Annotated in this window: 16 protein-coding genes; 11 read left to right on the top strand and 5 right to left on the bottom strand. The window is 63.2% G+C overall.

Annotated features, from left to right (window positions below; translation table 11 throughout):
* Positions 1–163: 163 nt before the first annotated feature.
* From NKH71_RS22460 to NKH71_RS22430, 7 genes are all read left to right on the top strand, one after another.
* Positions 164–2041, top strand: a complete 1878-nt coding sequence (locus tag NKH71_RS22460) for an ABC-F family ATP-binding cassette domain-containing protein (RefSeq protein WP_023719773.1) — start codon at positions 164–166, stop codon at positions 2039–2041.
* A 4-nt stretch (positions 2042–2045) separates the two neighbouring features.
* The gene (locus NKH71_RS22455) at positions 2046–2243 is read left to right on the top strand and encodes a hypothetical protein (protein ID WP_023719772.1); all 198 of its coding nucleotides are present in this window, start codon (positions 2046–2048) and stop codon (positions 2241–2243) included.
* 42 nt (positions 2244–2285) lie between these two features.
* Positions 2286–4394 (top strand): molybdopterin-containing oxidoreductase family protein, encoded by a 2109-nt coding sequence (locus NKH71_RS22450; protein ID WP_352791881.1) that lies wholly within the window; start codon positions 2286–2288, stop codon positions 4392–4394.
* Between the two features lie 57 nt (positions 4395–4451).
* Entirely contained in the window at positions 4452–5150 is a 699-nt protein-coding gene (locus tag NKH71_RS22445; RefSeq protein WP_023719770.1) for a DUF2270 domain-containing protein, read from the top strand.
* A gap of 185 nt (positions 5151–5335) precedes the next feature.
* Positions 5336–7558 (top strand): cation:proton antiporter domain-containing protein, encoded by a 2223-nt coding sequence (locus tag NKH71_RS22440; RefSeq protein ID WP_502900412.1) that lies wholly within the window; start codon positions 5336–5338, stop codon positions 7556–7558.
* Positions 7559–7936: 378 nt separating this feature from the next.
* Positions 7937–8170 (top strand): DUF680 domain-containing protein, encoded by a 234-nt coding sequence (locus NKH71_RS22435; RefSeq protein ID WP_023719768.1) that lies wholly within the window; start codon positions 7937–7939, stop codon positions 8168–8170.
* A gap of 276 nt (positions 8171–8446) precedes the next feature.
* Entirely contained in the window at positions 8447–8719 is a 273-nt protein-coding gene (locus tag NKH71_RS22430) for a DUF680 domain-containing protein (protein ID WP_023719767.1), read from the top strand.
* Positions 8720–8833: 114 nt separating this feature from the next.
* On the opposite strand, the gene NKH71_RS22425 is transcribed toward NKH71_RS22430, so the two are convergent.
* The 4 genes from NKH71_RS22425 to purM form a co-directional block, all read right to left on the bottom strand.
* Positions 8834–9349: a SixA phosphatase family protein gene (locus NKH71_RS22425; RefSeq protein ID WP_352791304.1), complete on the bottom strand. Its 516-nt coding sequence runs from the start codon at positions 9347–9349 to the stop codon at positions 8834–8836.
* 160 nt (positions 9350–9509) lie between these two features.
* Complete coding sequence (locus NKH71_RS22420) at positions 9510–9692, bottom strand: hypothetical protein (RefSeq protein WP_352856494.1); 183 nt, start codon at positions 9690–9692, stop codon at positions 9510–9512.
* A 50-nt stretch (positions 9693–9742) separates the two neighbouring features.
* Complete coding sequence (gene purN / locus NKH71_RS22415) at positions 9743–10450, bottom strand: phosphoribosylglycinamide formyltransferase (protein WP_023719764.1); 708 nt, start codon at positions 10448–10450, stop codon at positions 9743–9745.
* Positions 10447–11511, bottom strand: coding sequence for a phosphoribosylformylglycinamidine cyclo-ligase (gene purM / locus NKH71_RS22410; protein WP_352895339.1), 1065 nt, complete (start codon positions 11509–11511; stop codon positions 10447–10449). Before purM ends, purN begins: the two co-directional genes overlap by 4 nt.
* A gap of 65 nt (positions 11512–11576) precedes the next feature.
* On the opposite strand from purM, the gene NKH71_RS22405 reads away from it, so the two are divergent.
* On the top strand, positions 11577–12083 hold the full coding sequence (locus tag NKH71_RS22405; protein ID WP_156948088.1) for a hypothetical protein: 507 nt from the start codon (positions 11577–11579) through the stop codon (positions 12081–12083).
* An 83-nt stretch (positions 12084–12166) separates the two neighbouring features.
* Here NKH71_RS22405 and NKH71_RS22400 read toward each other — a convergent pair whose 3' ends face one another.
* The gene (locus NKH71_RS22400; RefSeq protein WP_023719761.1) at positions 12167–12859 is read right to left on the bottom strand and encodes a hypothetical protein; all 693 of its coding nucleotides are present in this window, start codon (positions 12857–12859) and stop codon (positions 12167–12169) included.
* Between the two features lie 141 nt (positions 12860–13000).
* On the opposite strand from NKH71_RS22400, the gene NKH71_RS22395 reads away from it, so the two are divergent.
* The 3 genes from NKH71_RS22395 to hdaA are packed head-to-tail and all read left to right on the top strand — an operon-like array spanning position 13001 to position 15466.
* On the top strand, positions 13001–13558 hold the full coding sequence (locus NKH71_RS22395) for a CDP-alcohol phosphatidyltransferase family protein (protein WP_023719760.1): 558 nt from the start codon (positions 13001–13003) through the stop codon (positions 13556–13558).
* Entirely contained in the window at positions 13530–14756 is a 1227-nt protein-coding gene (locus tag NKH71_RS22390; protein WP_023719759.1) for an AI-2E family transporter, read from the top strand. Before NKH71_RS22395 ends, NKH71_RS22390 begins: the two co-directional genes overlap by 29 nt.
* Before the next feature lie 5 nt (positions 14757–14761).
* On the top strand, positions 14762–15466 hold the full coding sequence (gene hdaA, locus NKH71_RS22385) for a DnaA regulatory inactivator HdaA (protein WP_023719758.1): 705 nt from the start codon (positions 14762–14764) through the stop codon (positions 15464–15466).
* Positions 15467–15498 lie beyond the last annotated feature (32 nt).

Below are 15498 nucleotides of genomic sequence, written 5' to 3'. Positions count from 1 at the left end.
GCTTTCCTTGTCCCCCCTCAGGATAGCGGGTTCTTTTTGCGTTTTGCGGGAAGTCGCGGTGCGCGGGGGTCGGCGTCACCTGCTTGCCGGTTTTCGCGCCTTATGCGGCGAACCGGGGCTCAAGCCCTTGCGAAGCATGGTTGTCCCGTGCAAAAGCGCGGCCATGCTGATCATCAACGACCTTTCGCTCCGCATGGCCGGACGCCTGCTTCTCGACCATGCCTCGCTGACCTTGCCGGCCGGCAGCAAGGCTGGCCTTGTCGGCCGCAACGGCACCGGCAAGACGACCTTGTTCAAGGCGATCACCGGCGACCTCGCCTCCGAGACCGGCTCGATCAGTCTGCCCAAGAACACACGCATCGGCCAGGTCGCTCAGGAAGCGCCGGGCACCGAGGAGCCGCTGATCGAGATCGTGCTCAAGGCCGACCTTGAACGGAGTGCGCTGCTCGAAGAGGAAAAGACGGCGACCGATCCGCACCGCATCGCCGATATCCATATGCGGCTGGCCGATATCGATGCGCACTCGGCCGAGTCACGCGCCGCCACCATTCTCGCCGGCCTCGGCTTCGACGACGCCGCACAACGGCGCCCGGCCTCGTCCTTCTCCGGCGGCTGGCGCATGCGCGTCGCGCTGGCCGCGGTGCTGTTTGCCGAGCCCGATCTGCTGCTGCTCGACGAGCCGACCAATTATCTCGATCTCGAAGGCACGCTGTGGCTGGAAAACTACGTGTCGAAATACCCGCACACTGTGCTGCTGATTTCGCACGACCGCGACCTGCTCAACCGAGCCGTCAATTCGATCGTCCATCTCGACCAGAAGAAGCTGACGTTCTGGCGCGGCGGCTACGATCAGTTCGAGCGCCAATATACCGAGCAGCGCGAATTGCAGGAGAAGGGCCGCGTGAAGCAGGAAGCCGCGCGCAAGCACATGGAATCCTTCGTCGAGCGCTTCCGCGCCAAGGCGTCGAAGGCGAGGCAGGCGCAGTCGCGCATCAAGGCGCTGGAGAAGATGAAGCCGATCGCCGCGATTGTGAACGACACGGTTCGGCCGTTCTCCTTTCCGGAGCCGGTGAAGACGGTGGCCTCGCCGATCATCGCGCTGAACAACGTCAATGTCGGCTATACCGAGGGTGCGCCGATCCTGAAGAAGATGACGCTGCGCGTCGATGCCGACGACCGCATCGCGCTGCTCGGCGCCAACGGCAACGGCAAGTCGACCTTCGCCAAGCTGTTGGCCGGCCGGCTGAAGCCGGAGACCGGCGGCATGACCGTGGCGCCCGGGCTGAAGGTGGCAATCTTCGCCCAGCACCAGCTCGACGACCTCAGGCCCGACGAAAACGCCTATGAGCATGTCCGCCGGCTGATGCCGGACGCGCCGGAATCCAAGGTGCGCGGCCGCGTCGCGCAGTTCGGCCTGACCACCGAAAAGATGAACACCGCCGCCAAAGACCTGTCCGGCGGCGAAAAGGCGCGGCTCCTGATGGGCCTGTCGGCCTTCGAGGGGCCGAACCTGTTCATCCTCGACGAGCCGACCAACCATCTCGACATCGACAGCCGTGAATCGCTGATCCATGCGCTGAACGATTTTCCCGGCGCCGTCATCCTGATCTCGCACGACCGCCATCTGCTCGAAGCGACCGCCGACCGGCTGTGGCTGGTCAAGGAGGGCGCGGTTAACCCGTATGACGGCGACCTCGAGGACTACAAGACGCTGGTCACCGGCGTCTCCGGCGACCGCCGCGGCAAGCGCGAGGCGGACAAAGCCTCGAAGGCCGACCGCCGCCGCGATGCAGCCGCGCGCCGCGCCGCTTTCGAGCCGCTGGCCAAGGAAATCCGCGCCACCGAAGCGCTGATGGACCGCCTCCGCAAGCGCATCGACCTGATCGAGGACGAACTCGCCAATCCGGCCGTCTACGAAAAGGACCCCTCGACCGCGACAAGGCTGGCCAAGGAACGCTCACAACTCGCGCAACAGCTGGCCGGCCACGAGGAGAAATGGCTGTCGATGTCGGCGGAGTACGAGGAAGGCACGGCGGAGTAGGACGATGTCGGCAAAACTGTGGATCGAAGCTGCCAAGGTTTTGGCCGTCAATTCCGGAGCTGTCGTAAAATGTCCTGAGTGTGGAGACGGCAATCTGCTGGTCATCGACGCCGGAGCCGGATCATCGCATGTCGAGCGCCACATACATTGCCCGAAATGCGGTGCCTACAACGCCTTGTTCAAGCGCATTGATGGCGTGTAACTGGCCCTACACGCCGCTATCACAACCGGCTAGTTTGCTCCCATGAATCAGCACGCCAAGCTCAAAATCGGCCATTCGGCCTGTCCGCATGATTGTCCCTCAACCTGCGCGCTCGAGGTCGAGTTGCTTGACGCCAGGCGTATCGGCCGCGTCCATGGCGCCAAGGCCAACAGCTACACGGCCGGCGTCATCTGCGCCAAGGTCGCCCGCTACGCCGACCGCGTCCATCATCCCGACCGCCTGCTGAAACCGCTGATCCGGGCGGGCGCCAAGGGCGAGGGCGCCTGGAAGGAAGCGAGCTGGGAGGCCGCACTCGACCTTGTCGCCGAAAAGTTCATCGCGGCGGAGGCAAAATTCGGCTCGGAGACGGTCTGGCCCTATTACTATGCCGGCACGATGGGTCTGGTGCAGCGCGACGGCATCGAGCGGCTCAGGCATGCCAAGAAATACTCCGGCTTCTTCGGTTCGATCTGCACCAATCTGGCCTGGACCGGCTGGATGATGGGGGCAGGCGCACTGCGCGGCCCCGATCCGCGCGAGATGGGCAAATCCGACTGCGTGGTGATCTGGGGCACCAACGCCGTGGTCACGCAGGTCAACGTCATGACCCACGCCATCAAGGCGCGCAAGGAACGCGCAGCCAAGATCGTCGTCATCGATGTTTACGAGAACGCGACGATGAAGCAGGCCGATCTCGGCCTAGTGCTGAAGCCCGGCACCGACGGCGCGCTGGCCTGCGCGGTGATGCACGTGCTGTTCCGTGACGGCATGGCCGACCGCGCTTATTTGGAAAAATACACCGACGACCCGCATGGTCTGGAAGCGCATCTTCAAACGAGGACGCCGCAATGGGCCGCTGATATCACCGGGCTTTCTGTCGACGAAATCGAGACCTTCGCCCGTCTCGTCGGCACGACGAACAAGACCTACTTCCGCCTCGGCTACGGGTTTTCGCGCCAGCGCAACGGTTCGGTCAACATGCACGCCGCAGCCTCGATCGCCGCGGTCACCGGCTGCTGGCAATATGAAGGCGGCGGCGCCTTCCATACCAATTCGGGCATCTTCAAGCTCAATCAGGAACTGCTCGAAGGCACGCGGATGCGCGACCCCGCGATCCGTCATCTCGACCATTCGCGCATCGGCCCGGTGCTGACCGGGGCTGAGGATGCGCTCTATGGGGGCCCGCCGGTGACGGCGCTGCTGATCCAGAACACCAATCCGGTCAATGTCGCGCCGGAGCAGCGGCTGGTGAAGCAGGGTTTTTTGCGCGACGATCTGTTCTCCTGCGTGCACGAGCAGTTCATGACCGACACCGCCAAGCTCGCCGATGTGGTGCTGCCGGCGACGATGTTTCTTGAGCATGACGACGTCTACAAGGGCGGCGGCAACCAGCACATCACGCTCGGGCCGAAGCTGATCGACCCGCCGGAAGGTCCGCGCACCAACCATTTCGTCATCGAGGAACTCGGCAAAAGACTCGGTGTCGCCGATCGCCCGGGCTTCGGCATGACCGAGCAGCAGCATATCGACGTCATTCTGGGCAAGCGCGGGCTGGGCAGCTTTTCGAGCCTGAAAGAGCAGAAATGGGTCGATTTGCAGCCGGATTTCGATGCCGCGCATTACCTCGACGGCTTCGGCCATGCCGACAAGAAGTTTCATTTTCGCGCCGACTGGACGGGCCAGGCGTCGCCCAATCGGCCACCGAAAAGCATGGGCCTGTTCGGGCCGGTGGCGAGCCTGCCGGAATTCCCCGACCATGTCGATCTGATCGAGGTGGCGGACGAGGCGCACCCGTTCCGGCTGACCACCTCGCCGGCGCGCAATTTCCTCAATTCGACCTTCACCGAAACGCCGGTGTCGCAGGCAAAAGAGCGCCGGCCGGAGCTGCTCTTGCATCCCGATGATGCGGCGGCACTCGGCGTCGCCGACGGCGGCCGCATCGAAGTCGGCAACCAGCGTGGCGAAGTGGTGCTGCACGCAAAACTGTTCGACGGCATCAAGCGCGGCGTGGTCATCGCCGAAGGCATCTGGCCGAACAGCGCCCATGAGCGCGGCGAGGGCATCAACGTGCTGACTGGCGCCGATGCGCCGGCGCCCTATGGCGGCGCCGCCTTCCACGACAACAAGGTCTGGCTGCGCCCGGCAACTTGAAGCGTTCGGAACGATATGTTCCTCCGGCCGTTTCGCATGGCGGGTGGAGGCATGGTCATGGCAGAAGCGTTGGCGGCGCCGGACCCCATCGGGCGAACGCTTTCGTCCGGCGAACTCGTAACCACGATGTCCCACTTCCATCGCGCCGAGATTGCGCGCATGGCTGGGTGGCGCGACCGCCTGGACCGGACGAGCAATTGGGCGATAACGGTTGTCGCGGCGATGCTGTCCGTCTCGCTTTCGACAGCCAGCGCTCACCATGGCGTGCTGCTGTTTGCCATGCTGCTTGTTCTGCTGCTGCTGTGGATCGAGGCGCGGCGATACCGCTTCTTCGACTTCTATCGGGCTCGCGTGCGCCAGTTCGAACGGCACTATTTCGCACAGGTATTCTCGCCGCAGCCGGATTTCGCGTCCGATTGGCTGTTGATCGTCGGCGAGAGCCTGCGCGCACCAAAATTCCTGATTTCGCAACGCGTGGCTTTGGCGCGCCGTCTGCGTCGGAATTACATCTACATGCTGCTGATCCTGCTGCTGGCCTGGATCCTCAAACTGTCGACCCCCAGCCTCTTAAACGAAGGCGTCCGCATCGGCTTCGTCGGGTCGATGCGTGAGGCCGTCGCCAGTGCTGCGCTGGGTCCAGTTCCTGGGGGCGCCATCGTCGTGCTGGTCGCCGTCCTCTATGCCGGCCTGCTGATGGCAGCCTACCTGACGGAGAGCGACGACGGCGAACTCTCCTTCGGTGACGTCCACGTCTAGCAATGCCCTGTCTAGCAACGCAACGGCCTGTCGCGCGTTGTGGGGCAGGTGCATTGGGCGATGGGGGTTTCATGGCTTGGCAGGCTCCGACACGTTCCAGCCTGGCGCTGTTGGTTTGTGCATTCGTCCCCGCAGGAGCGGCCCGGGCGGCGGAGACGCTTGTTGCCGGAACCAAGGCTTCGGGAATGGGCGGTTCGGGCGAAGGCGCTTTCGTTGCCGAGATCGTCCTGCTGCTGCTTGTCGGGCGCGGCCTGGGCGAAGTGCTGCAGCGCTATGGCCAGCCGGCAATCATGGGCCAACTGATCGGCGGCATCCTGCTCGGTCCTTCGCTGTTCGGCTGGCTATGGCCATCGGCTCAGCACCTGATCTTTCCCAGCGATCCTGCGCAAAAGGGCATGATCGACGCCGTCTCACAGCTCGGCATCCTGATGCTGCTTTTGCTGACCGGCATGGAGACGGACCTGCGGCTGGTGCGCCGGGTTGGCGCGGCCTGTTTTTCCATTTCGGCGACCGGCGTCGTGGTGCCCTTCATCTGCGGTTTCGCGCTGGCGCAGTTCCTGCCGGACGCATTGCTGTCTGACGCCACGCAACGCACCGTCGCCGGGCTGTTCCTGGGCACCGCGCTGTCGATCTCGTCGGTCAAGATCGTCGCCATGGTGGTGCGCGAGATGAACTTCATGCGCCGCAACCTCGGACAGGTGATTATTTCCTCGGCGATCATCGAGGACACGATCGGCTGGCTTATCATCGCCGTAACCTTCGGCATCGCCACCAATGGCAGGCTGCAGTTCGCGCCGCTGGTGACCACCATCGCCGCGGTGGCACTGTTCATGGTGTTCTCCTTCACCATTGGCCGCCGTCTTGTCTTCACCTTGATCCGCTGGACCAACGATCAATTCCACAGCGAGTTCGCTGTGATCACCATGATCCTCATCATCATGGGCGTGATGGCGCTGATCACCAATATGATAGGCGTGCATACGGTGCTGGGTGCGTTCGTCGCCGGTATCCTTGTCGGGGAATCGCCCATCCTCTCCAGCCATATCGAAGGCCAGCTGCGCGGCGTCATCACCGCGCTGTTCATGCCGATCTTCTTCGGCATGGCGGGGCTTTCCGCCGATCTCACAGTGCTTGCCGATCCGACGCTTGCCATGCTGACGGGCGCTCTGGTGGTTATCGCCAGCATCGGCAAGTTTGGCGGCGCGTTCATCGGCGCTAGGCTCGCCGCCATGTCGTTCAAGGGAGCAATCGCCGTGGGCAGCGCCATGAACGCGCGCGGCTCGACCGAGGTGATCGTCGCCAGCATCGGCCTGTCGATGAACATCCTGTCGCACAATCTCTTCACCATGATCGTCACCATGGCCGTGATCACCACGCTGGCCATGCCGCCGATGCTGCGCTGGGCGCTCGGCCGGCTGCCGGTTGGGCACGACGAGCAGCAGCGTGTCGAGCGCGAGGCGTTGGACGAATACGGCTTCATTTCCAGGCTGGAGCGGCTGCTGGTGCTGGTCGACGACAGCAGGATAGGCAAGTTCACTGCCCATCTCGCCGGACTGGTGGGCGGAGGCAGCGGCATGCCCACCACCTTGCTTCGCCTGCCCACCACCTTGCTTCAGCCGAAAGACGGCCGAATTGACAGGCCAGCCGACAGCAAGGGGCAGGAGCGCGCCCTGCAGGAAATCAAGAAGGGTGCAAAAAAAAGCGCCCAGGCGGTAAAACGGATCGAAGATACGCTTGTCGGCAAAGTCCACCTGACGGCCCGCACCGAGTTGGAAGCCACTGGTGAGACGATCGCCGAAGAGGCCCGCAAGGGATACGGCCTGTTGCTGGTCGGCCTTGACAATGTGCTGACCGCCGATGGCGCCTTCGCGCCGGCCCTCAACGACATTGCCGCAGGATTTGACGGCCCGCTTTGCCTGGTCCTGAACGGCGGCAATGCTGCCGAAAAGATGCCAACGCTGAAGGCCGGCACCAGCATTCTCGTCCCCGTCAACGGTACCCAGGTGGCGCGCCGCGCCGCCGACTTGGCGCTGGCGCTGGCCCGTCCAAACCGGGCGCGGATCAAGGTTCTCTACGTCTCGCAAAAAGCAGCCAAGGGGCGCAGGTCGACATCCGTGTCGCATAGCCGCGAAGAGGCCGTGCTGAAAGACATCGCCGACTTGGCGGGCCGCTACGGCCTGCATATCGACACCGCGTTCCATACCCGCGTCACACCCGACAAGGCGATCACTAGGGAGGCGGCCAAAGGCGCGGCGATCGTCGTGATGGGTGTCACCCAACGTCCGGGTGAGGACCTGTTCTTCGGCGAAACCGCCGGCGCTGTTTTAGCCGCCTGCAACTGCCCCGTGGTGCTTCTGGCCAGCGCGCGGCCCAAGCATGACACCGCTGGCGCTGAGCTGGCAGCGTGATTTTTACTGGGCATTGATCGGTCGGCAGGCATGTCGATCGAGGCTCTGAAGTGCAGATCAGTCAAGCGAAAGAAAGAAGTCAAACCGAACGGTTCGGTTCTGTTGACAGAGCATACAGGAGGGGGTGAACGCCGGCTCAAGAATGCTCGCGCCGCAAATCCCGCTTTTCGGCATAACCAATTGAAAATAAACAAGCACATTGTGGCGGAAGGAGCCGCATGCCGGATTTCAAGCGGCCAATTTGGCGCACCGGCACAAAATTTTCGTGATTGGAAACGACAGGTGTGCCGACCCATCTCGGGGTGGTCCGAGCGACGCGAATTCCTCCCAAGGCACGCCACTTGACGGACAGAACAGAGAAATACCGGAGTACCTGAAATGACCAAGATCGCTCTTACCGCCGCCGCCATCCTCGTTGCCACCGGCACCGCTTTTGCGGGCAGCGACCATTATGGCTCGGACAACGTCAACCAGCCGGCCGCTCCTGCTGCCAACGTTGACAACACGTTCACCGGCTCGATCCGCAAGCCGGTTACTTCCGAGCATACCGGTGCCAAGACGACTTCCGAGTCGGTGGCGCCTGAATCCGGCCCAGGCATCTGGGGCCGCTGATTATCACAGCCCCGGAACACAAAGAGCGGCGGGCTCGGCCCGCTACTCTTGCTTTCGCGTATCAGCCGGGACGAGCGCTGGATCGAATCCTGCGCCAATCGAATACTTTGAATTGCAGGTTTCATCTGTAGCCACAATCTCGGTTGCTGAAATCGTCCAGCAACGTGCACGTCGGAAAAAGCCGATGCGTATTCGTCGGCGCGGGCAGCGCTCTCATCTCGAATGCGTCGAAAGCAACGACAACTCACGAATGACCAGCACACTGGAGTACCCGAAATGACCAAGATTGCTCTTACCATCGCCGCTATCGTCCTCACCGCCACGGGCAGCGCCTTTGCCGGCAGCGACCACTATGGTTCGGACGGTGCCAACCAGCCGGCCGCGCCTGTTGGCAATGCGCCTGTCGGCGCTATCGACAGCGGGTTTACCGGTTCCATCCGCAAGCCGCTGGCGGCTGAGCACAACGCCGTCGACACCGGGGCGACGACCCGATTCGGCACGGATCAGCCCGTAGTGCCCCAATCTGGCCGGGGCAACTGGGGCCGCTAGTTCCTCAAACCCCGGGAGCACAAAGAACGGCGGGCTTGGCCCGCCGCTCTTGTTTGTGCGAAGCTCGGTCGGTCGAGGGATCGGCGGTTTTTCCCCCGGCCTGTTGGTAAATCCCTAACGCAGATCCTTCGGCCAAATGCAGTGCGTCAGTCGGGCGCTGCCGAAGGTGAGACCGGCCCAATCGCCATCGACGTCGAACCGAGCCAGGGCCGCGGTCGGGAATTTTTCCGCCAGCTTTTTCAGCGCCGCTTCATCCGATCCAGCCCCGGCAAGCCCGCGCGCGAACTCCTCCAACCCGGGATTGTGGCCAAGCACCAGCAGCGTTCCGGTCTCCGCCTTTACTTGCCGCACCTTGGCGAGGATGTCCGCCGCCGCTGCCTCGTAGAGCGCCTGGGCAAATTTGGCCTGCACCTTCGCCGGCAATTCCGCCGAAACCAGCCGCCATGTGTCGCGGGTGCGCAGCGCCGGCGACACCAGCGCCAGCTCCGGCAGCCAGCCGCGCCGGGTCAGTTCGCGCCCGACCAGCGGCGCTGCTTTCCGCCCGCGCCCGGACAGCGGCCGGTCGAAATCGATAAGGCCGGGATCGTCCCAGCTCGACTTGGCGTGACGCAGGAGCAGCAGTTGCTTCATGGTTTCAATTCAAGTCCAAGGGATGTCCGGCTGAAAGTCTTTCCCATATCCGCCGCCATGCTTTGTGCCCATGGCGGTATCAAAACTCGCCCAAAGCACACCAAAGATGAACAGGCCTACGCGCCGTTCATCTTTATCCCATCTGACCGAAATGTCTGCTTCAGTGATAGCCCAATCGCCCGATCGAATGTGAATTGCTTCGATGACAGAATCGGCCCGCCCCGTCCTCGGTTCGACAAAGATAGAAATATGCCGTGGCACTGTTCGGATCGTCCGCCTCGTCATACTCGAAGACGCCGGCGAGATCACCTTTTGTGCGGATCGCGCTGTCGAAAACGTCCATTGGTCTGTTTCTGCCGACCCCGACGATTTATTGGCTTTTTCTACGGACCCTCACGGCGTTATCCGCGCCAGGTGCTCGAGATCGGTCTCTTCGCGCAGCGGGTCGGGCGCGATCACCACCGACGTGGCATTGTCGGCATCGTCGGCGAAGCGCGAAAACACCGTGCGGCCGCCTTCCATCCGCGCCTTGCCTTCGGCGACCAGGCCCAGCGCCAGCGGATAGAGCTGGTGCTCGGCCTTGAGCACGCGCGCGGCCAGCGTGTCCTCATTGTCGCCGACCATCACCGGCACTGCGGCCTGGGCGATGATCGGCCCGTCATCCATGTCGAGCGTGACGAAATGCACTGTGCAGCCATGGATGCGCATGCCTGCGCGGATGGCTCGCGCGTGCGTATCCAGCCCCTTGAAGGCAGGCAGCAGGGCAGGGTGGATATTGACCATCCGGCCCTGCCACTTCTCGACGAAACGCGCGCCGAGGATGCGCATATAGCCGGCCAGCGCGACGATTTCGGCGCCGAACGACAAGAGGGCCGCATCGATCGCCCCGTCATGCGCTTCCTTGCTGGCATAATCGGAGCGCGAAATCACCTTGGTGGCGATGCCGCGAGCCGCGGCGATGCCGAGGCCGGCGGCATTGGCGCGATCGGAGATGACGCCGACGATCTCGGCCGGATAGGCCGGGCTGCCGGCGGCCGCGATCAGCGCCGTCATGTTGGAGCCGCGCCCCGAAATAAGCACTACGGTGCGTTTTCTGGTCATAGGCCGATCGAGCCCCGATAGATGACGCCGGCATCGCGGCGCGGCACGATCTGGCCGATCGGCGTCACCGTCTCGCCGGCCTCCTGCAGAACGGCGGCGACCTGCGCCGCCTGACCGGAGGCGACGACCAGGATCATGCCGATGCCGCAATTGAAGGTGCGCATCATCTCTTCCGGCGCGACGCCGCCGGTCTTGGCCAGCCACGAAAACACCGGTGGCACCTCGATGGCGCCGAGATCGAGCTCGGCCGAAAAATCCTTGGGCAGAACGCGCGGGATGTTTTCGGGAAAGCCGCCGCCGGTGATATGGGCCAGCGCCTTGATGCCATGCGTGTTGCGGATCGCCTTGAGGATCGACTTGACGTAGATGCGCGTCGGCTCGAGCAGCGCCTCGGCCAGTGTCGCCTCGTCATTGAACGGCGCCGGATCGCCCCAGCCAAGGCCGCTTATCGCGACGATGCGGCGGACCAGCGAAAAGCCGTTCGAATGCAGGCCCGACGAGGCAAGGCCGAGCAGCACGTCGCCCTCGACGATGTCGTCGGTCGGCAACAGCTGGCCGCGTTCGGCGGCACCAACTGCAAAGCCGGCAAGGTCGTAGTCCTTGTCGTGATACATGCCCGGCATTTCCGCCGTCTCGCCACCGATCAGCGCGCAGCCGGCCTGCCGGCAGCCGGCGGCGATACCACCGACGATCGAAGCACCCTGGTCGGGATCGAGCTTGCCGGTGGCGAAATAGTCGAGGAAGAACAGCGGCTCGGCGCCTTGCACGACGATGTCGTTGACGCACATGGCGACGAGGTCGATGCCGATCGTATCGTGCTTGCCGGCGTCGATGGCGATCTTCAGCTTGGTGCCGACGCCGTCATTGGCGGCGACCAGCACCGGATCGGTGAAGCCGGCGGCCTTTAGGTCGAACAGGCCGCCGAAGCCGCCGATCTCGCCATCGGCGCCCGGCCGGCGGGTCGCACGCACCAGCGGCTTGATCTTCTCGACCATGAGATTGCCGGCATCGATGTCGACGCCCGCTTCGGCATAGGTGAGCGCGTTCTTGCGCTTGCTCATTTCCGGCGCCTGCTCATCTGTTGCGCTTGCCTGTCGCTGGTTTCATTCGCTTGCGGGCTCTTCGCATGAACGGTTTTGCCCCGCAAGGCAAGCGCGCGATGATGGTGTTTTCAGTTGGATACCGGCGGAACCGGGCGCGATATACTCCAACAGTAAAAAGAAATCCCCGCCAGAATTGCGGCGAGGCCACCGACGGTGGCAAGAGACCTGATTTCACCGTCGAAGGGCAGGATTCCATACGAGAAGCCGGCGGCGACCAAAGCCGCCGCGGCAGCCCACAGACCTGGATTTGCAACGACCGACCTCGCGAACAGAAACGCCACGACCGCAGCCGTCAGCCAGAGGGGCCAAGAGACGACCACGCCCACGGCCAGCTCAAGAGCGAAGGCCCACAGAAGATCTTGCGTCGCTATGTTGCGGTGCGGGGCTCCGAAAGATGCGAAAGCCAGCAGACTTTCTGTCAGTCCGGCCAGATAGCAAAGCGTTACTCGCCAAGCGATTGTGATTCTCTGCGCCATCGTCATTCAGCAGTAGGGAAAATAAGCTATTGCTTTCCCGGGCTCTTCGCATGAACGGCCGCACCTCGCAAGGATGACGGCGGGATCAGACTGTCTTGGCTCGACAAAAGAGTGGACAGTCGCCCAAGCTGCCGCCCTTATGGACGTCCCTCTCGTTCCGCCAGAACCATGTCGACGCGGTCGAGTTGTGCCTTGGCGTAGCCGCTCAGCGCTATTCCGCTATTGTTCGTTCGAATCCAGTGCACAGCCTGCCTCACCCGCTCGTAGTGCCCAAGTTCGATTTCGCAGGCAATCAGCGCGAGGATCCGAACGGCGAAGGGCTGTGTGAATTCGTAAGGTTTGTCGAGCAGCTCGCTATGTCCGGCGACGTAACTGGCGAGGTCCGGATTCTGAGCCCTGATCCGTCGCGCCAGCTCGACATATTTCCCCAGCAACCTATCTATGCTCGTCTGGTCAAGGTTCTCGAAGTAACGACCATAAGCTTTCAGCTCATTGTTAAATATCGTTTCGGGATGAAACTGCGACAGTCCGGGCCAGATCCATTTTTTGCCGTACAGCCTTTCAAGCAACGGCCTGACGGTAAGAAAGTCCAGGTAAACGAGCATGTTCACATGAACATCGCCAGAGCTTGCAGTAAAGGCTTCTTCGAGAATCAGGCTAATATCGTCGCTCCGGTCGACTTCGAAGACGCCTTTCCGGATGCGGCGAAAGCCATGTCCCATCATGAACGTATCGAGATACTTACGCGCTTCGCCAACGGCCAAAGACAAGGTTCCACTCCCTCTTTGTTGCGCCATGGTGCCTTGATGGTTGCCGAAGAGTCCAGCCACTGCGCCGCTTGTTCCAAAATAGCTTCGCGGCCAGTGCGCTCTCGACAAACCCGTGCACGGCCCAACTTTTGTCGCTTCTCACTTGCCGTGACCCTCCATCTCCATCATGTATCGACAAACAAGAGCGACGGGATAATGCGTTTGACCATCCCCAACATGATCACGATCATGCGCTTCGTGCTGGTGCCGGCCGTGGTGCTGGCCATGCTGCAGGAACGCTGGGACTGGGCCTTTGCCGGCTTCCTCATTGCCGGCATTTCCGACGGCGTCGACGGCTTCATCGCCCGCCATTTCAATCAGTTTTCCAGGCTCGGCGCCTATCTCGACCCGATGGCCGACAAGCTGCTGCTGGTCTCCGTCTTCGTGGTCATGGGCATCAGCGGCGAGTTGCCGCTATGGCTGGTCATCACCATGGTGTCGCGCGACGCGCTGATCGTCTGCGCCGTGCTTTTGTCCACCGTCATGGCGCATCCGGTTGAGATGAAGCCGCTCCTGGTGTCGAAGGCCAACACCGCGATCCAGATCGTGCTGGCGGCAGTGGTGTTGGGCGAACTCGCCTTTGACATCCGTCTCGATCCGCTGAGGCCGGCCCTCATATTGCTGTCCGGGGTCTTGACCGTGGCTTCGGCCGCGGCCTATCTCGTGGCTTGGCTGAGGCATATGAGCGGCTATGGCGAAGGCTCCACACCCGGCACCTGAACGCGGGGCACCTGAACACCAGGGACCCGACGAACGGTCGATCGACGCCGAGGCCGAAGCCGCGGCAGCGGAGGCTGCGGCATCGGCGTCGTTTCGCCGCCAGATCCGCTTCTGGCTGGTCAGCGCCATCATCCTCGCCGTCTTCCTCTATGTCTTCAGCGGCATCCTTCTGCCCTTCGTCGCCGGCATGGTGCTCGCCTATTTCCTCGACCCTGTCGCCGACCGGCTGGAGCGTCTCGGCCTGTCCAGGCTGATGGCGACGGTGGTCATCCTCATCGCCTTTATCGTCGTCCTGGTGCTGGCCGTCGTCATCCTGGTTCCGGTGCTCGCCTCGCAGATGGCTGATTTCGCCAGCAAGCTGCCGGACTATCTGACCCGGCTGCAGAGCCTGATCACCAGTTTCGACCCGAAATGGCTGGAAGAGAAATTCGGCGTCGACGCCAATGGCCTGCGCGAAGGGCTGAACTCGCTGCTGACCTCCGGCTTCGGTCTCCTGACTACGGTCTTCACCTCGATCTGGAGCTCCGGCGTGGCGCTGGTCTCGGTTGTCAGCCTGTTCGTGGTGACGCCGGTCGTCGCCTTCTACATGCTGCTCGACTGGGACCGCATGGTGGCAATCGTCGACGGCTGGGTGCCGCGCGACTATGTCAAGACGGTCCGGGCGATCGCCAGGGACATCAACACCGCGACCGCCGGCTTCGTGCGCGGCCAGGGTACGCTCTGCCTGGTGCTCGGCGCCATGTATGCCACCGGCCTGACGCTGACGGGCCTGAATTTCGGCATCCTCATCGGCCTGTTCGCCGGGCTGATCTCGTTCATCCCCTATGTCGGCTCGCTGACCGGGCTGGTGCTGGCTGTCGGCGTTGCCTTCGTCCAGTTCTGGCCGGACTGGACCATGATCGCGGCAGTGGCAGGCGTGTTCTTCGTCGGCCAGTTCATCGAGGGCAACATCCTGCAGCCGCGGTTAGTCGGCAAAAGCGTCGGCCTGCATCCGGTATGGCTGATGTTTGCGCTGTTTGCCTTCGGCGCGCTGTTCGGCTTCGTCGGCCTGCTGATCGCCGTTCCGGCTTCCGCCGCCGTTGCCGTTCTGGTGCGTTTCGCCATCGCGCGCTATCTCGAATCGCCGCTCTACAAGGGCCATGCCGACGAGCCGGTGCCGCCGCTGCCGGTTCGGCGCCGCGGGGGCGCGCGCGGTTGAGCCAGATGCCGGACAACAAGATCGATCCGCCGCGCCAATTGCCGCTCGATCTAGGCCACGGCACCGGCTATTCGCGTGACGAGCTCGTCGTCTCCGCCACCAACAGCCAGGCCGCGGCGCTTGTCGACCGCTGGCCGGACTGGCCGTCGCCGGTTGTCGTGCTGGCTGGGCCGGCCGGCTCGGGAAAAACCCATCTGGCCTCGATCTGGCGGACCCGCGCCGACGCGGTGAAAGTGGAGGCCGCCCGCATCGGCGACTGTATCGAAAATCTCGGCGCGCATCCGGCCCTGATCGACGATGTCGACGCCGGCCCGGTCGACGAGCACGGCCTGTTCCACCTGATCAATGCGGTGCGCGGCGCCGGCTCGACCTTACTGTTGACGGCGCGCCGCTTTCCCTCCGCCTGGGGCGTCAGGCTGCCCGACCTGGCGTCGCGGCTCAAGGCGGCGGCTACCGTCGAGATCCACGAGCCCGACGATCTCTTGCTGGCCGGCGTCATCACAAAACTGTTCGCCGACCGCCAGGTCGAGGTCGAGCCGCATGTCGTGCAATACCTGGTGCGCCGCATCGAACGCTCGCTGGCCACCGCCATGCGGGTGGTCGAACGGCTCGACCGCACCGCGCTCGAGCGCAAGACGCCGATAACGCGAGCGCTCGCAGCCGAGACGGTCAGCGCCATGGATGAAGGGCAGGGCGAGTTCGAGATTTGACGGTTCCAGTTCAGCCACTGTCCCATTTCGGG

It is taken from the genome of Mesorhizobium sp. M0983 (genome assembly GCF_040318975.1).
GTDB lineage: Bacteria > Pseudomonadota > Alphaproteobacteria > Rhizobiales > Rhizobiaceae > Mesorhizobium.
This window is presented reverse-complemented; position numbering and strand designations above follow the sequence as displayed.

Bases quoted from the DNA above. Each gene is read 5' to 3' on its own strand.
- NKH71_RS22450 (WP_352791881.1), top strand. From the start codon at position 2,286: ATGAATCAGCACGCCAAGCTCAAAATCGGCCATTCGGCCTGTCCGCAT.
- NKH71_RS22420 (WP_352856494.1), bottom strand. From the start codon at position 9,692: ATGGACGTTTTCGACAGCGCGATCCGCACAAAAGGTGATCTCGCCGGC.
- NKH71_RS22390 (WP_023719759.1), top strand. From the start codon at position 13,530: ATGGCGAAGGCTCCACACCCGGCACCTGAACGCGGGGCACCTGAACAC.
- NKH71_RS22445 (WP_023719770.1), top strand. From the start codon at position 4,452: ATGGCAGAAGCGTTGGCGGCGCCGGACCCCATCGGGCGAACGCTTTCG.
- NKH71_RS22440 (WP_502900412.1), top strand. From the start codon at position 5,336: ATGGGCGGTTCGGGCGAAGGCGCTTTCGTTGCCGAGATCGTCCTGCTG.
- hdaA (WP_023719758.1), top strand. From the start codon at position 14,762: ATGCCGGACAACAAGATCGATCCGCCGCGCCAATTGCCGCTCGATCTA.
- NKH71_RS22435 (WP_023719768.1), top strand. From the start codon at position 7,937: ATGACCAAGATCGCTCTTACCGCCGCCGCCATCCTCGTTGCCACCGGC.
- NKH71_RS22405 (WP_156948088.1), top strand. From the start codon at position 11,577: ATGAACGGTTTTGCCCCGCAAGGCAAGCGCGCGATGATGGTGTTTTCA.
- NKH71_RS22455 (WP_023719772.1), top strand. From the start codon at position 2,046: ATGTCGGCAAAACTGTGGATCGAAGCTGCCAAGGTTTTGGCCGTCAAT.
- NKH71_RS22425 (WP_352791304.1), bottom strand. From the start codon at position 9,349: ATGAAGCAACTGCTGCTCCTGCGTCACGCCAAGTCGAGCTGGGACGAT.
- purM (WP_352895339.1), bottom strand. From the start codon at position 11,511: ATGAGCAAGCGCAAGAACGCGCTCACCTATGCCGAAGCGGGCGTCGAC.
- NKH71_RS22460 (WP_023719773.1), top strand. From the start codon at position 164: ATGCTGATCATCAACGACCTTTCGCTCCGCATGGCCGGACGCCTGCTT.
- NKH71_RS22430 (WP_023719767.1), top strand. From the start codon at position 8,447: ATGACCAAGATTGCTCTTACCATCGCCGCTATCGTCCTCACCGCCACG.
- purN (WP_023719764.1), bottom strand. From the start codon at position 10,450: ATGACCAGAAAACGCACCGTAGTGCTTATTTCGGGGCGCGGCTCCAAC.